The sequence below is a fragment of the Mucilaginibacter oryzae genome, from assembly GCF_003148845.1.
Taxonomy (GTDB): domain Bacteria; phylum Bacteroidota; class Bacteroidia; order Sphingobacteriales; family Sphingobacteriaceae; genus Mucilaginibacter; species Mucilaginibacter oryzae.
In genome coordinates, this window is record NZ_QGHA01000016.1 from 1 (window position 1) to 14195 (window position 14195).

Sequence of the window (14195 nt, forward strand, 5' to 3'; positions counted from 1 at the left end):
ATAAAGGCTATATATCCAAAGCTTTGGCCGACCTGCTTTGGGGAAATGGTATACAGATGATCACCAAACCCCGTAAAAACATGAAAGACTTTAACATCTCTCAGGCCGATAAAATAATGCTCAGAAAAAGGGCTATCATTGAATGTGTAAACGATGAGCTAAAGAACATCTGCAAACTTCAGCACACCAGGCACAGATCCGTGAATAACTTTCTGATGAACACAATGGGCGTGCTTTGCGCTTACCATTTCTTCCCTAAAAAACCTTCCCTTAATATTATATTTCAAGAAAATGACGACCAGCTTTTATTAGCTGCTTAAACCGAACTCACGTTAAATTACCTGTAAAATGCTAAAATGCCAAAACCGCTTTTGCCGGAATATTAAAAAATCATTTGGCTGCTTAGATTATTTTTAATGATAACGTGTATTCGCTGTTTGAGTCGGCATATCGTGGCTTTAACCAGGTATTTACTACGTTAGGGGGGCGCCTTTAAAACAAAAGCGGCCTGGTTTAACCGGGCCGCTTTTCATATCTAAACAACAAAATCAATTAATGATTTTGTTCGTGGATCTCTTCCTGCCTGAACAGTTTCGCGCTGAAATAGTCGTTGTTCATGCGGGCAATGTTCGTCAGTTTGATCTCTTTCGGGCACTCAGCTTCGCAGGCACCGGTGTTGGTACAGTTACCAAAGCCTTCTTCGTCCATTTGGGCCACCATTGATTGTACACGACGGTAGCGCTCGGGCTGGCCTTGCGGTAATAAGCCCAATTGAGTGATTTTTGCCGATACGAACAACATAGCCGAAGCATTTTTGCAAGCCGCAACGCAGGCACCGCAACCAATACACGTAGCCGAGTTGAAAGCCTCGTCGGCAATTACCTTAGGGATCGGGATGGCATTACCATCGGGTACACCGCCGGTGTTTACCGAAACGTAACCGCCGGCCTGTTGGATCCTGTCGAAAGCAGAGCGGTCAACCGCCAAATCTTTTACAATAGGAAAAGCTTCCGCGCGCCATGGTTCAATGGTAATGGTTTCGCCATCGTGAAACGTACGCATGTGCAGCTGGCAGGTAGTAACGCCTCTTTTTGGGCCGTGCGGGTGGCCGTTGATATATAATGAACACATACCGCAGATCCCTTCGCGGCAATCATGATCAAAGTTGATTGGCTCATCACCTTTATGGGTAAGGCTTTCGTTAACCACGTCGAGCATTTCAAGGAACGACATATCGGGCGATATGTTCTCAGCTTTGTAGCTAACAAATTTACCCGCGGTTTGAGCATTTTTTTGACGCCATACTTTAAGCGTCAGGTTCATATTTCCGTTACTCATCTTTTTAATTAGATTTGAGATATCGTTGTTTTTTGTTGATTGAGTGAGCAATTGATGGAGTGAATGGTTTGTTAACTTAAGCAACCACTCACCAAATCAACTATTCACTATGCATAATTTCTTTGAGACAGGTGTACTGCTTCAAATGTCAGCGGCTCTTTGTGCAGTTCTTCAGGCTGATTTTCACCTTTAAACTCCCAGGCCGCTACAAACGCGAAGTTTTCGTCATCGCGTAGCGCTTCGCCATCAGCAGTTTGCGATTCAACCCTGAAGTGGCCGCCGCATGATTCTTTGCGCATCAAAGCGTCGTCAATCATCAGTTCGCCCAGTTCAATGAAATCGGCTACCCTGCCGGCTCTTTCTAACGAAGCGTTTACTTCTTCGTTCTCGCCGGTTACTATAGCGTTTTTCCAGAAATCAGCTTTTAACGCCTGGATCAACCCTTTGGCTTTTCTCAGGCCTGCGTCGGTACGGGCCATGCCGCAGTACTCCCAAATAATGTGACCAAGTTCGCGGTGGTACTCGTTAACTGTTTTGTTGCCTTTAAGGGCCAGTAATTTATTTACGTGCGCTATAACATCCTGTTTGGTTTGCTCAAAAGCAGGATGGCTGGTGTCAACCTTTTTAGGGCCAATTTTAGCAAGGTAGTCGCCAAGGGTATAAGGTATTACAAAGTAACCATCAGATAAACCCTGCATCAACGCCGAAGCGCCGAGGCGGTTGGCTCCGTGATCGGAGAAATTACACTCACCCAAAGCGTATAAACCAGGGATGGTAGTGCTCAGGTTGTAATCGACCCAAAGGCCGCCCATGGTATAGTGAACAGCCGGGTAAATACGCATTGGCTGTTTGTATGGATTTTCGTTGGTAATTTGATAGTACATATCAAACAGGTTACCGTATTTGGCCGCCACGGTTTCTTCGCCTAAACGTTTAATAGCGTCGGCAAAATCAAGAAATACCGCGAAACCTGAACCGCCTACGCCTTTACCTTCTTCAACCATTTCTTTGGCGTTGCGGGAGGCCACATCGCGCGGAACAAGGTTACCGAAGGCCGGATATTTACGTTCAAGGAAGTAATCGCGGTCATCCTCTTTAACCTGGTCGGCTTTTAAGGTGCCTTTGCGCAATTGCTCTGCAATTGCGGCGGTTTTTGGTGCCCATACCCTGCCGTCGTTACGTAATGATTCAGACATAAGCGTTAATTTCGACTGATGATCGCCTGTTACCGGGATACAGGTTGGGTGGATTTGGGTGTAGCAAGGATTGGCGAAGAGCGCACCACGTTTGTGTGCCCTCCATGCCGCGGTTACGTTAGAGCCGATGGCATTTGTTGACAGGTAGAATACGTTACTGTAACCACCTGTACATAACAATACCGCATGAGCTGCATGGGTATCAATGGCTCCGGTTAGCATGTTACGGGTAACAATACCTTTAGCATGGCCATCAATAGTTACTACATCCAGCATCTCATGACGGGTGTACATTTTTACTTTACCGGCATGAATCTGGCGGTTAAGCGCAGAGTAAGCGCCTAATAATAACTGCTGACCGGTTTGGCCCCTCGCGTAAAATGTACGCGACACCTGCGAACCACCGAATGAACGGTTATCCAGCAAGCCGCCGTACTCGCGTGCAAATGGTACACCTTGTGCAACGCACTGGTCGATGATATTTACCGAAACTTCGGCCAGACGGTAAACGTTGGCTTCGCGGGCGCGGTAATCGCCGCCTTTAATGGTATCATAAAATAAACGGAAAACGCTGTCGCCGTCGTTCTGGTAATTTTTTGCGGCATTGATACCACCCTGCGCGGCAATAGAGTGCGCACGGCGCGGGCTATCCTGAAAACAATATGCCTTAACGTTGTAACCCAGCTCGCCTAAGGTGGCAGCTGCCGAAGCGCCGGCCAAACCGGTACCTACAACAATGATGTCGTATTTACGCTTGTTGGCGGGGTTAACCAGCTTCAGATCAAATTTATGCTTGCTCCATTTTTCGGCTAATGGGCCTTGAGGAATTTTAGCATCTAATGTCATCTCTTCTTGATATTTATGTTTGTGGCTTTTAGCCAGCTAACTTAGTGAGCTCCCTGGGTTGATAAATAATAATAGTAAACCGGCATGGCGGCGAAAGCCAGCGGAATAATTACCGCGAACAGCCATGTGCCGATAAAGTAAACTATCGGGGTATATTTACGGTGTACCCAGCCCAGCGTACGGAACGCGCTCTGGAAACCATGCAGCAGGTGAAACGCCACAGCGCCCATAGCTATTACATAAAATAAAACGTAAATGATGTTGCTGAAGCTGGTTGCAACGCGGGTATGCAGGTCTTTCACCCTTACAATCTCCACATTGTTTTCGGTTGCTACCGAATGGCTGAACTCCGCATTGGCCGGGGTATAGTCTGCAACGGTTGTTACGCCTGTAGCCAGATCGGTGCGGTACTCTTTAAAACCCATGTTTTTATCGTTATGGTAACGGTACCAGAAATCGCCCATGTGGATAACGATAAACAGGAACAGGATTGAACCCAAAAGGCCCATGTTTTTTGACGACCAGGAGGCATCAGATTTTGTAGCTACCGCGTAACCTACCGGACGCGCTTTGCGATTTTTTACCGTCAGGATCAGGCCGTACAGTGCATGCACCAAAATGGAAAGGTACAACAGGTATGCGATCACTTCAATAGGCGGAAAATGCGTAAGGAAGTTGGCATACACGTTAAAACTGAAACCATTATCGTTGTTAAACAACAGCAGGTTGCCGCCCACGTGCACAATTAAAAACGTGCACAGAAACAAGCCTGTTAAAGCCATGATCAGCTTTTTGCCCAGCGACGAGTTAAAGGTTTGTTTGAATTCGCTCATTATGAAATAGATTTATTTGGCAAAAGTATTTATTAAATAACAAAACATAGAAGAGGTTTTGGCTTATTGAACACCAAAAAACTATTTAGAATCAATCTAAAGCAATGCGCTGTGTTTTAAGCTATAAATACAATAAAATGACGGTAAATTGCTGTAATAAAGGATTATCAGCGCGGTGATTTTTAATCTATAGCGATCACTTTATCTTTCAATACCGCAAAAATCCTGTCGGTTTGCCGGCTGCGGATAGCTACGCGGCCGGTAAACTTGCCGAATGATGGTAGCACCGCCTGCCTGGCGCCAAAAGCGAAGCAGGGAAGCGTGATACTTTGCCTGGCGCGGCCGCTCAGGTTTACGCCGGGGTGGATATGCCCGCAAAAAACATAACCCGCAGCTTCCTGCGTATCGGCGGCCAGCGGATGGTGCATCATCAGGAAAGGACCGATCAGCAATTCATCGTACAGCCTGATATTTAAATTTTGGTAGTGCTTATCTGAAATAATATCGTGATTGCCTTTTACCAGGATAATGTTGAGCGCCGGGAACTGGCTGCGCCAAAGTACAAACCAATCCCAGTCGTTATTTAAATCGCTGTGAAAAAGATCGCCTAAAAAAATCAGCTTTTCTGGTTGGTATTCGTAAATCAGATCAGAAAGCACTGCAAGGTCGCTCTGTTCCATATCCCTTGGTACGGCAATCCCGGCTTTACGAAAATGGCCAACCTTACCCAAATGCACATCGGCAATGATGAGCGCTTTTTGTTGCTGCCAGTAAATTGCTTTTTGAGGGGTTAATAAAAGATCCTGCCCAAGCAGGTTAAAAGGAGTAGCCGCACTTATCATTAAGGCAAAGTTAAGAAAGCCCCCTGAGCCCCTGAACCTGGATTGAAAAATTTTTCAAATACGGTGTAACCTGTTTAAAAACCACGTGGTCATAGCTTACAAATACACCACGGTGAGTGATTTATACAGAAAACAGAATTAACTAAATTTAAAAAATAAATATTATGGATACCGGAAACTTAGCCATCTTGATGATCATCATTGTATCACTTGGCTTATTTTTAATGATTTTTGGGATAGTTTATCTTAACAAACGGGAAAATTTAGCAATGATTGAACGCAATATAGATCCCCGTAGCTTTAAGCCACAATCCGCTCCTTATCAAAACTTAAAATGGGGTTTATTATTGATTGGCGCAGGAGTGGGATTGTTTATCGCATTTATTTTAAACCATGCCGTATTTAATGGTTTTAACGATGATGTGTTTTTCCTATATGTGGCATTGATCGCCATCTTCGGCGGAGCGGGTTTGTTCATCTCCTACCGCATTGAAAAACGCGAAGTGCTGGATAAAGAAGACCAGCGGGTTGAAAAGCTATAAAACCACAATCGGATATTTTCATAGCCCTGCCCTGTGGCGGGGCTTTTTTGCTTTAAGCTCATCAAATAGCGCTATCCGATACCATATCGCTCTTTAAAAATATTCAGGTGGTGGCGCTCATGCCCGGCCATCATAAATACCAAAGCCGCTACGGTAAACAAGTGGTTGCTGGCAATGCCGGTACGTGCCAGTTGCTCATCGCTGAAGGCTTTGATCATATACAGGTTTGCCCGGCGAAGCAGCTTAAACTCTTCGGCCAATGCTTTGATGTCCTGGCTGTTGAAATCGGTATTGTTTACATAAATGTCCTGGTCAAAACCCGGCAGCTCGATATGGTTCCGCGAAAAAACCAACGCGCGGTAGGCAAAAGTGCGCTCGGTATCAATCATATGGCCAAGGGCCTGCTTCACCGTCCATTTGCCGGGAGCATAAGCATATAAACCCTGCTCATTACCGAGGTTGCTGAATAATTGATAGCTATGATGCATTTGCTGCTCCAGCATCGCAATTACATCAGTGTCGCCTACCAGGCCCACATATCCTGCCGCGAATGGTGAATAATCACCCGTGTTTGGTTTTTTTATCATTACGCGTGTTTTTAAGTACGATCCTGAAAGTTGTGCCTTTACCTAATTCCGAATCTTTTACAAAAATCTGCCCGTTATGGTAATTCTCCACCATACGCTTGGTAAGCGACAACCCTAAACCCCAGCCCCGCTTACGGGTGGTATAACCCGGTTGAAAAACGGTATCGAATTTAGAACGCGGGATACCTTTCCCCGTATCGGTAACATCAATAAAAATCTGGTTTTTTACCTTGTTGCCGCCTATTTCAACCTTGATGCTCCCTTTCCCCTCAATAGCGTTAACCGCGTTTTTCAACAGGTTTTCCAATACCCAATCAAACAGCGGAATGTTCAGGCCTGCTTTAAGATGGGGGTTGCCGGTTAACTCAAAACTGATGTTTTTACTTACGCGTACCTTAAAATAATCCACAAAATCTTTCACCACGGCATAAACGCTGTGCTCTTCCAGCACCGCTTTCGAGCCTATTTTCGAAAAACGGTCGGCCACTATTTCCAGGCGTTTTACATCGTTTTCCATTTCGGCTATCAGCACATCGTCTTCGGCATTAAACTTCTCCTTCATTAACTCTATCCAGGCAATGAGCGATGATATAGGCGTACCCAACTGGTGGGCGGTTTCTTTGGCGAGGCCCACCCAAACCTGGTCCTGTTCTGATTTACGGGAGGAACTGAACGCGGTATAGGCCATCAGCAAAAATATAGCGATAACGGTAAGCTGCACATATGGAAAAAGGCGCAACTGCGAAAGCAATTCCGAATCTTTATAATAAACAAAGTTATCCTCTCCAAAAACTTTGAGTTTAATAGGCGCGTGCTGGCCTTTCATGTAGTTTAGCTCCTCTTTAAAGTAAGCCGGATCATACTTTTTATACTTTTTGGTTTCTGCCTCAAGTTTGATGGCGGTGCGGGTTGTGTCGAGGCCACGATAGGTAACGATCTCGCCCTTACCATCGGTAATGATGGCCGGTACGGTAAGGCTATCGCGTACGGCAAATACATAATTTAAAAAGTCGTTATCGTCCGATGCCAGGATCTGCCTCATGCTTATAGCCCAAACCTGCGCGCGTGTACGTTCAGATCTGGCTATATTTTTTACCAGGTAGCTGGTATAAAATAACGAACCGCTGGCTATCACTACCGCGAACGCGAGGAGCAAATATTTCCAACGTTTTTTATGTTGATATGGGTTCATGGCGGACACAAGCCAAATAACGTAAAATTGGTTTGGAAAATATAATTTTATTGTAGGGAGGCTAATTGTCCATGGCCGATAGTCGATAGTCCATGGACATATTTAGGTAATACTATGGGCTATCGACTATGGACTATGGACTTTCCTCTTATCTTTGCCCCCATCATGACCGATAAAAAAGTAAGAGTTCGTTTTGCACCCAGTCCTACCGGTGGTTTACACCTTGGCGGCGTGCGTACCGTATTATTTAACTACCTGTTCGCCAAAAAGCATAATGGCGATTTTGTTTTGCGGATTGAAGATACCGACCAAACCCGCTATGTGGAAGGTGCCGAACAATATATTTTAGATTGCCTGAAATGGTGCGGCCTGAACCCGGACGAGAGCCCGGAGATTGGCGGCCCTTACGCCCCTTACCGCCAAAGCGAACGCAAGGCGCTTTACCGCGAATATGCCGAGCGCCTGGTAATGGAAGGCCATGCTTATTATGCATTTGATACTGCCGAAGAACTGGATAAAAACCGTAAAGAGATCCCTAATTTTCAATACGGGCAGGCTTATCGCCAAACTTTGCGCAATTCGTTATCATTACCTCAGCACGAGGTTGATGAGCTGCTTGCCGCGGGCACCCCGCACGTAATCCGCATTAAAATGCCGGAGGGGGAAACAGTGAGCTTTAATGATATGATCCGCGGTTATGTAAGTTTTGAAACCGGTTTGGTGGATGATAAGGTGTTATTGAAAGCCGATGGCATGCCAACCTATCATTTAGCCGTAGTGGTTGATGATTACCTGATGAAGATTACCCACGCCTTCCGCGGGGAAGAGTGGCTGCCATCTGCCCCTGTGCATTTATTGCTTTGGGAATATTTAGGTTGGAAGGCCGATATGCCGCAATGGGCACATTTACCATTGATACTAAAACCAGATGGCCACGGCAAGTTAAGCAAACGCGACGGCGCACGGCTCGGTTTCCCGGTATATGCCATGAACTGGTTCGACGCTAAAACCGGCGAATTAACGCCCGGTTTCCGCGAGCTTGGCTTTTTACCCGAGGCCTTCCTGAACCTGCTGGCAACTTTAGGCTGGAACGATGGTACCGACCAGGAACTGTTTACGCTGGATGAACTGATCGAAAAGTTTTCGATTGAGCGTGTTAATAAATCGGGCGCTAAGTTTGATTTTGAAAAAGCCAAATGGTTCAATGCCGAGTGGATTAAAAAATCGGGAGCCGAAAGCCTGAAGTTGGAAGTTGCGAAAGTTTTGGCTGAGAAAGGAATATTGGTTGAAGATCAGGAATATCTTGAAAAAGTTATTAAACTGGTAAAAGAGCGCTGCACCCTGATCCCTGATTTTTACCAGCAGGCGGGTTTCTTTTTTGAGCAACCTAAAGAATACGACCTGAACGCGGTGAAACCAAAATGGACGGATGCTAAAACCGACTTCTATAATACCTACATCACCCAGCTAAGTGCAGAAACAGCTACCGACCCGCACGAGCTTGAAACTAAATTCAAGGCTTTAGCCGAAGAAAAAGGTTTGAAAATTGGGGATGTGATGCTGCCTTTCCGCGTTATGCTGGTTGGTGGCAAGTTTGGTCCACACGTGTTTGATATTGTGGCTTTGTTAGGGAAAGACGAAACCATTAGCCGGATTACCAAAGCGCTTGTTGAATTTACAGCCGCTTAAAAACCGATAAAATAAAAGCGAAGGCCATGTTGAATTTATTCACATGGCCTTCCGCTTTTTAGGGCACTGGTTTTCGGTTTGATATTCACAGCGGGACCGGAATATCGTCTCCGGCTACTCGCACGGATACCGTCTGTACGGGAAAATGTTGTACCTTTAAAACATACTTTTTTGCCGCGGACTCAAAACCATCCGCGCTATACCAATTAATAATGAAAATACATATCTATCCTGACTACAACACCATGTCTAAAGCGGTAGCCGACCTGGTGGTTACCCTCGTAAAACAAAAACCCAACGCGCTGATCTGTTTCCCTTCCGGCGAATCTCCTACCGGGATGTTCGATTACCTGGTACAATATGTTAGCCTTGGCCAGGTTGGTTTTAGCCAAACCAATTTTGTTGGCCTCGACGAATGGGTTGGCTTAAGCAAAGAGAACGACGGCAGCTGCACACATTACCTCGAAAAGCACTTTTTTAAACCCTTAAATATATCTTCTGCCAAGGTTAAATTTTTTGACGCCACCGCTGCCAACCTGGATGCCGAGTGCGCCGCGATGAATGAGCATATTGAAAAACACGGCGGCCTTGATATGATGATAGTAGGCGTAGGCCTGAACGGGCATATTGGCTTAAACGAACCCGGGGCCGATTTCCATTCGTACGCGCACCACTCGCCGCTGGCCCAAATTACTATTGATGTAGCACAGAAATATTTCACCAACGATACCGCTGTGTTAACCGAGGGGATCACCTTGGGTTTGCGTCATCTTGCGGAATCGGCCGTGCCGGTGCTGATTGCAGGCGGCGCAAAAAAAGCAGCGATCATAGCCGAAGCCCTGGAAGGCGTGGTGACCAATGATGTACCGGCCTCGATATTTAAAACGCTGCCCAACGCGCAGGTGTTTTTAGATAATGCGGCTGCATCAAAGCTTAATTAAAACCTAATTGCTGTTTGATAGTTAATTATCCATAACCAATTATGCTGATGCCGGATCAACCTGAAAATAAAGCCGAACAGCTTACGTATGATGCCATTGTAATAGGCTCGGGCATTAGTGGCGGCTGGGCTGCCAAAGAGCTTTGCGAACAAGGGCTGAAAACGCTGGTACTGGAACGTGGCCGTGATGTGCAGCACATCAAGGATTATCCGACCGCTACCATGGATCCCTGGGAATTTAAACACCGCGGCCAGGTGACCAAAGCTATTTTGGATGAAAATCCGCTGATCAGCAAGGCGGCAGGTTACGGCGAGGATAATAGCCACTTTTTTGTAAAGGATAAAGATCATCCTTATATCCAGGAAAAACCGTTCGATTGGATCAGGGGCTACCAGGTTGGCGGTAAATCGCTGATCTGGGGGAGGGCCTGCCAGCGCTGGAGCAAGTATGAGTTTGAAAACCCCGCCCGCTTTGGTTATGGTATAGAATGGCCTATTGGTTATGATGATGTAGCGCCCTGGTACTCGCATGTGGAAAAATTTATCGGCGTTTGCGGAAATAAAGACGGAATAGAAGCTATGCCCGATGGCGAGTTTTTACCCCCCTTTGAGATGAATGCCGTGCAGGAACATATCAGCAAAAAAATAAAAGAAAACTATCCCGACCGCCATTTGGTACATGCCCGCTGGGCACATATCACCCAGCCCGAACAGATCCACATCGATCAGGGCAGGGTGAAATGTATGGCCCGGAACCTTTGCATGCGGGGCTGTCCCTTCGGCGGGTATTTCAGTTCGGTAAGTTCAACATTGCCCTGGGCTAAAAAAACGGGTAACCTAACGGTAAGGCCGTTTTCGGTAGTACACTCCATTATTTATGATGAAAAACTGGGTAAGGCAAGCGGGGTAAAGGTTATTGATACGAATACCAAACAGGAGATTGTTTTTAAAGCGAAAGTTATTTTTATGAACGCCTCAGCCTTAAACACCAATCTGATCCTGCTTAATTCAACCTCCCGTCGTTTCCCGAATGGTTTGGGGAATGATAACGGATTGCTGGGCAAATACATTGCCTTTCAAAATTACCGCGCCTCTGTTAGCGCCGATATTGATGGCTTTTTAGACAGATACTATTTCGGGCGCAACCCTACAGAACTGATCCTTGCCAATTACCGCAACCTGCACCGGCAGGAAACCGATTACAAGGGTGGCTTTACCACGTTTATGGGCGCATATAGAAATCAACACCGGGATGAAAGCGACAGTGGTGAAGTGGGAGGCGCTTATAAAGATTCGCTTACCGAACCGGGGAGCTGGAGCGCGTACATGTACCTGCAGGGTGAAACGATCCCGAAGGAAAGTAACCATGTGCGGTTGAGCAAAGATCAGAAAGACCAATGGGGTATACCTTTGCTCATCACATCGGTTGAGTATGATGATAACGACGAGCGTATGATTAAGGATTTTTTAACCCAAACAGCGGAGATGTTTGAAAAGGCGGGCTGCAAAAATATCCGCAAACACGAAAACAAACAGGCCCCGGGATTAGATATTCATGAAATGGGAGGCGTACGCATGGGTAAAGACCCGGAAACATCATTGCTTAACAAATGGAACCAGCTGCATTTATGTAAAAATGTTTTTGTTACCGACGGGGCCTGTATGACAACTACAGGCAACCAAAGCCCGTCGATATTATACATGGCCCTTACCGCCCGCGCCGCTACTTACGCGGTTAACGAAATAAAGAAAGGTAACTTATAATACTGCTTACAAACTAAACAGATAACCAAAATGAATAAACCACTTTTAGCACTGCTTGCAGGCGGCATAGCCCTGAGCGCCTGCAAGTCATCCACCCATAAAAATTACAATAAGGAGGATACTACAGCTGCAGCTACCGCCGCCAAAGATACCGGCTTTACGCCCTTGTTTGATGGCAAAACCACCAGGGGCTGGCATGCTTACGGCAAAGCGGTTGCGGGCGCGGCCTGGAAAGCAGAAGATGGCGTACTGCATCTTGATGCCTCGCAAAAAGGCGACTGGCAAAGTAAAAACGGCGGCGACATGGTAAGCGATGAAGAATACACCAACTTTGATCTGAAACTGGAGTGGAAAATCTCGAAAGGGGGTAACAGCGGCATCTTGTTTTTGGTTAAGGAGGATACCGCCAAATATAAATACAGCTACTATACCGGTCCCGAATGCCAGGTGGTTGATAATAAAGAGAATGCTGATGGCAAGCTGATTAAACACCGGGCCGGCGATCTGTATGACCTGATCTCGATATCGAAAGAAGTAGTGAAGCCGGCTGGCGAATGGAACCAGGTAGAGATTGTGTGCAACAATGGCAAGCTTGATTTTACCATTAATGGTGAACAGGTGCTCTCAACCACGCTTTGGGATGATAACTGGAAAAAACTGGTAGCAGGTAGCAAATTTAAAGAATGGCCCGATTTCGGCACGTTCAAAACAGGTCACATCGTGCTGCAGGATCATGGCGCTGATGTGTGGTATAGGAATATTGAGATGAAGAAGCTATAAGGGCTAAAGGAATTTGTTCTTGCGCTCTCGTTTATAATATTCTTGCGCTCGTTTAAAACGAGCGCTTAACATGGTTTGGCGTTTGCAACGCCATCCGCGTTCTTATACTTGTTTAAGCGAGCGCAGGATTTTATTTCCCAAACTTCATCCACAAAAAATACCCTGCCCAAAGCAGGATGTTTGAATAAACACCTGCCAGCACATCGTCCATCATTACACCTAAGCCGCCACCCAGGTCTTCCATTTTGCGTATGCCAAGCGGCTTCACAATATCAAAAAAGCGGAACAGCACCAAACCAGCCAGCAGAAAATATAAATTGGCCGGGATAAAAAGCATTGCTATCAGCATGCCTGCCACCTCGTCGATCACTACGCGCGAACTGTCTTCGCCCCACTCCGGTTCAACTTTGTTGCCTACATACACGCCAAGCGCTGTTATAAAAATGGTAATAGCGAATAGGTACCAGGGGTTTTGCAGCGCCGGGCTTTGCCAAAGCAGCCAGATCAACCCGCAGGTTACAATAGCCGCGTAGGTGCCGCCGCCTTTTAAAAAGCCGATTCCGAATATAGAGGCTATGGTTTTGTTTAAGAACATGGTATAATTAATAAAACGAATTGTCATTTCGACGAAGCGGTAATGGCCTTGCGCAAAAGGGTGAGGAGAAATCTTGTACATCCTTCTGCGCAATTTGTATTGCCTGCAAGCATGGCGTATAAGATTTCTCTTTCGCCCCGGTGCGCTTTCCTACCCACAGCTCTATCGAAATGACATTTTTCGTAAGTGTTTTTAACTGCAAACAGCCCAACTGCCTGATTTGAACTACTGTTTATCCAAAACATCCTCTGCCGCTTCGGCAACCTCAGGCTCAATAGTATGCCTTTTGGGGAAGTTGAATAGCATAGAGGTTATTACCGGGATAATAAATATAGCTACGGTAAATACCGATGTAAATATATCGGCGCTTTCGCCTTCCATCAATTTGGAGAAGCCTGCTTCCGGGTAAAAATGTACATATAACGAAGATGCCAGTTTAATGCCCAGTACGCCGATTACAATGAACGCTACGGTTTCAAGGAAAGTGAATTTTTCCATCAGCTTAACAAAGGCCTGCGCTACAAAACGCATAGCCAGGATGCCGATGAACACGCCGATATAGATGAGCATTTTATGATCGGTAAAAGCAACAGCGGCAAAAACGTTATCGATAGAGAAGGCGAGGTCCATTAATTCAACCAGCGCTATTGTGGCCCAGAGCTGCCCGATCACACCAACGGTTGATTTATACAGCCAGTTTTGGGTTTTATCAACAGCTTCATCTTCGCCGCCGCCGTTGGCTTCCTGTATTTTGCCTTTAAAATAGTTAAAGCAAAGGTAAATAAGGTATAAACCGCCAAGGGGTTTTAACCACCAGACAGATACCAGCCATGCCGCTAAAAACAGGCAAACGCCGCGCAATACATAAGCGCCGATAATTCCATAGCGCAGCGCTTTTTTACGCTGATGCGGAGGCAGATCGAGCACCATGGTAGCCAGTACGGCGGCATTATCTACCGAGAGCAAACTCTCAATAACTATCAGGTTTAAAATGATCAGAACGCCGGCCTTCAGGTCGGGGCCAAGCAGGTAGTGTAAAAACTCCATAAAA

General features: G+C 46.1%; 14 protein-coding genes. 6 read left to right on the forward strand and 8 right to left on the reverse strand.

The features are described from left to right. Positions 1-320, forward strand: a 320-nt coding sequence (locus tag LX99_RS23260) for a transposase (protein ID WP_146203123.1), incomplete at its 5' end; no start/stop codon positions are given. Between the two features lie 232 nt (positions 321-552). Here the strand turns inward: LX99_RS23260 and LX99_RS23265 are convergent. From LX99_RS23265 to pdeM, 4 genes are all read right to left on the reverse strand, one after another. Continuing rightward, on the reverse strand, positions 553-1338 hold the full coding sequence (locus tag LX99_RS23265) for a succinate dehydrogenase/fumarate reductase iron-sulfur subunit (RefSeq protein WP_109610157.1): 786 nt from the start codon (positions 1336-1338) through the stop codon (positions 553-555). A gap of 107 nt (positions 1339-1445) precedes the next feature. Then, positions 1446-3380, reverse strand: a complete 1935-nt coding sequence (locus LX99_RS23270; protein ID WP_022829940.1) for a fumarate reductase/succinate dehydrogenase flavoprotein subunit — start codon at positions 3378-3380, stop codon at positions 1446-1448. Positions 3381-3421: 41 nt separating this feature from the next. Beyond that, the gene (locus LX99_RS23275) at positions 3422-4213 is read right to left on the reverse strand and encodes a succinate dehydrogenase cytochrome b subunit (protein WP_109610159.1); all 792 of its coding nucleotides are present in this window, start codon (positions 4211-4213) and stop codon (positions 3422-3424) included. A 182-nt stretch (positions 4214-4395) separates the two neighbouring features. Next, entirely contained in the window at positions 4396-5055 is a 660-nt protein-coding gene (gene pdeM / locus LX99_RS23280; protein WP_109610161.1) for a ligase-associated DNA damage response endonuclease PdeM, read from the reverse strand. A 164-nt stretch (positions 5056-5219) separates the two neighbouring features. On the opposite strand from pdeM, the gene LX99_RS23285 reads away from it, so the two are divergent. Continuing rightward, complete coding sequence (locus LX99_RS23285; protein ID WP_022829943.1) at positions 5220-5597, forward strand: DUF6249 domain-containing protein; 378 nt, start codon at positions 5220-5222, stop codon at positions 5595-5597. Positions 5598-5668: 71 nt separating this feature from the next. On the opposite strand, the gene LX99_RS23290 is transcribed toward LX99_RS23285, so the two are convergent. Next, the gene (locus LX99_RS23290; protein WP_022829944.1) at positions 5669-6184 is read right to left on the reverse strand and encodes a DinB family protein; all 516 of its coding nucleotides are present in this window, start codon (positions 6182-6184) and stop codon (positions 5669-5671) included. Next, positions 6159-7376, reverse strand: a complete 1218-nt coding sequence (locus LX99_RS23295) for a sensor histidine kinase (protein WP_109610164.1) — start codon at positions 7374-7376, stop codon at positions 6159-6161. Before LX99_RS23295 ends, LX99_RS23290 begins: the two co-directional genes overlap by 26 nt. A gap of 165 nt (positions 7377-7541) precedes the next feature. On the opposite strand from LX99_RS23295, the gene gltX reads away from it, so the two are divergent. From gltX to LX99_RS23315, 4 genes are all read left to right on the forward strand, one after another. Next, entirely contained in the window at positions 7542-9065 is a 1524-nt protein-coding gene (gene gltX, locus LX99_RS23300; RefSeq protein WP_109610166.1) for a glutamate--tRNA ligase, read from the forward strand. A 212-nt stretch (positions 9066-9277) separates the two neighbouring features. Then, entirely contained in the window at positions 9278-10006 is a 729-nt protein-coding gene (locus LX99_RS23305) for a 6-phosphogluconolactonase (RefSeq protein ID WP_109610168.1), read from the forward strand. Between the two features lie 47 nt (positions 10007-10053). Further along, positions 10054-11769, forward strand: a complete 1716-nt coding sequence (locus LX99_RS23310; protein WP_109610488.1) for a GMC oxidoreductase — start codon at positions 10054-10056, stop codon at positions 11767-11769. A gap of 30 nt (positions 11770-11799) precedes the next feature. Continuing rightward, a complete protein-coding gene (locus tag LX99_RS23315; RefSeq protein ID WP_109610171.1) occupies positions 11800-12549 on the forward strand; it encodes a 3-keto-disaccharide hydrolase in 750 nt (249 codons plus the stop codon). A 130-nt stretch (positions 12550-12679) separates the two neighbouring features. Here LX99_RS23315 and LX99_RS23320 read toward each other — a convergent pair whose 3' ends face one another. Both LX99_RS23320 and LX99_RS23330 read right to left on the reverse strand, forming a co-directional pair. Then, positions 12680-13171, reverse strand: coding sequence for a phosphatidylglycerophosphatase A family protein (locus tag LX99_RS23320; RefSeq protein WP_245927999.1), 492 nt, complete (start codon positions 13169-13171; stop codon positions 12680-12682). A gap of 198 nt (positions 13172-13369) precedes the next feature. After that, on the reverse strand, positions 13370-14191 hold the full coding sequence (locus LX99_RS23330; RefSeq protein WP_109610175.1) for a DUF475 domain-containing protein: 822 nt from the start codon (positions 14189-14191) through the stop codon (positions 13370-13372). Positions 14192-14195: the final 4 nt, after the last annotated feature.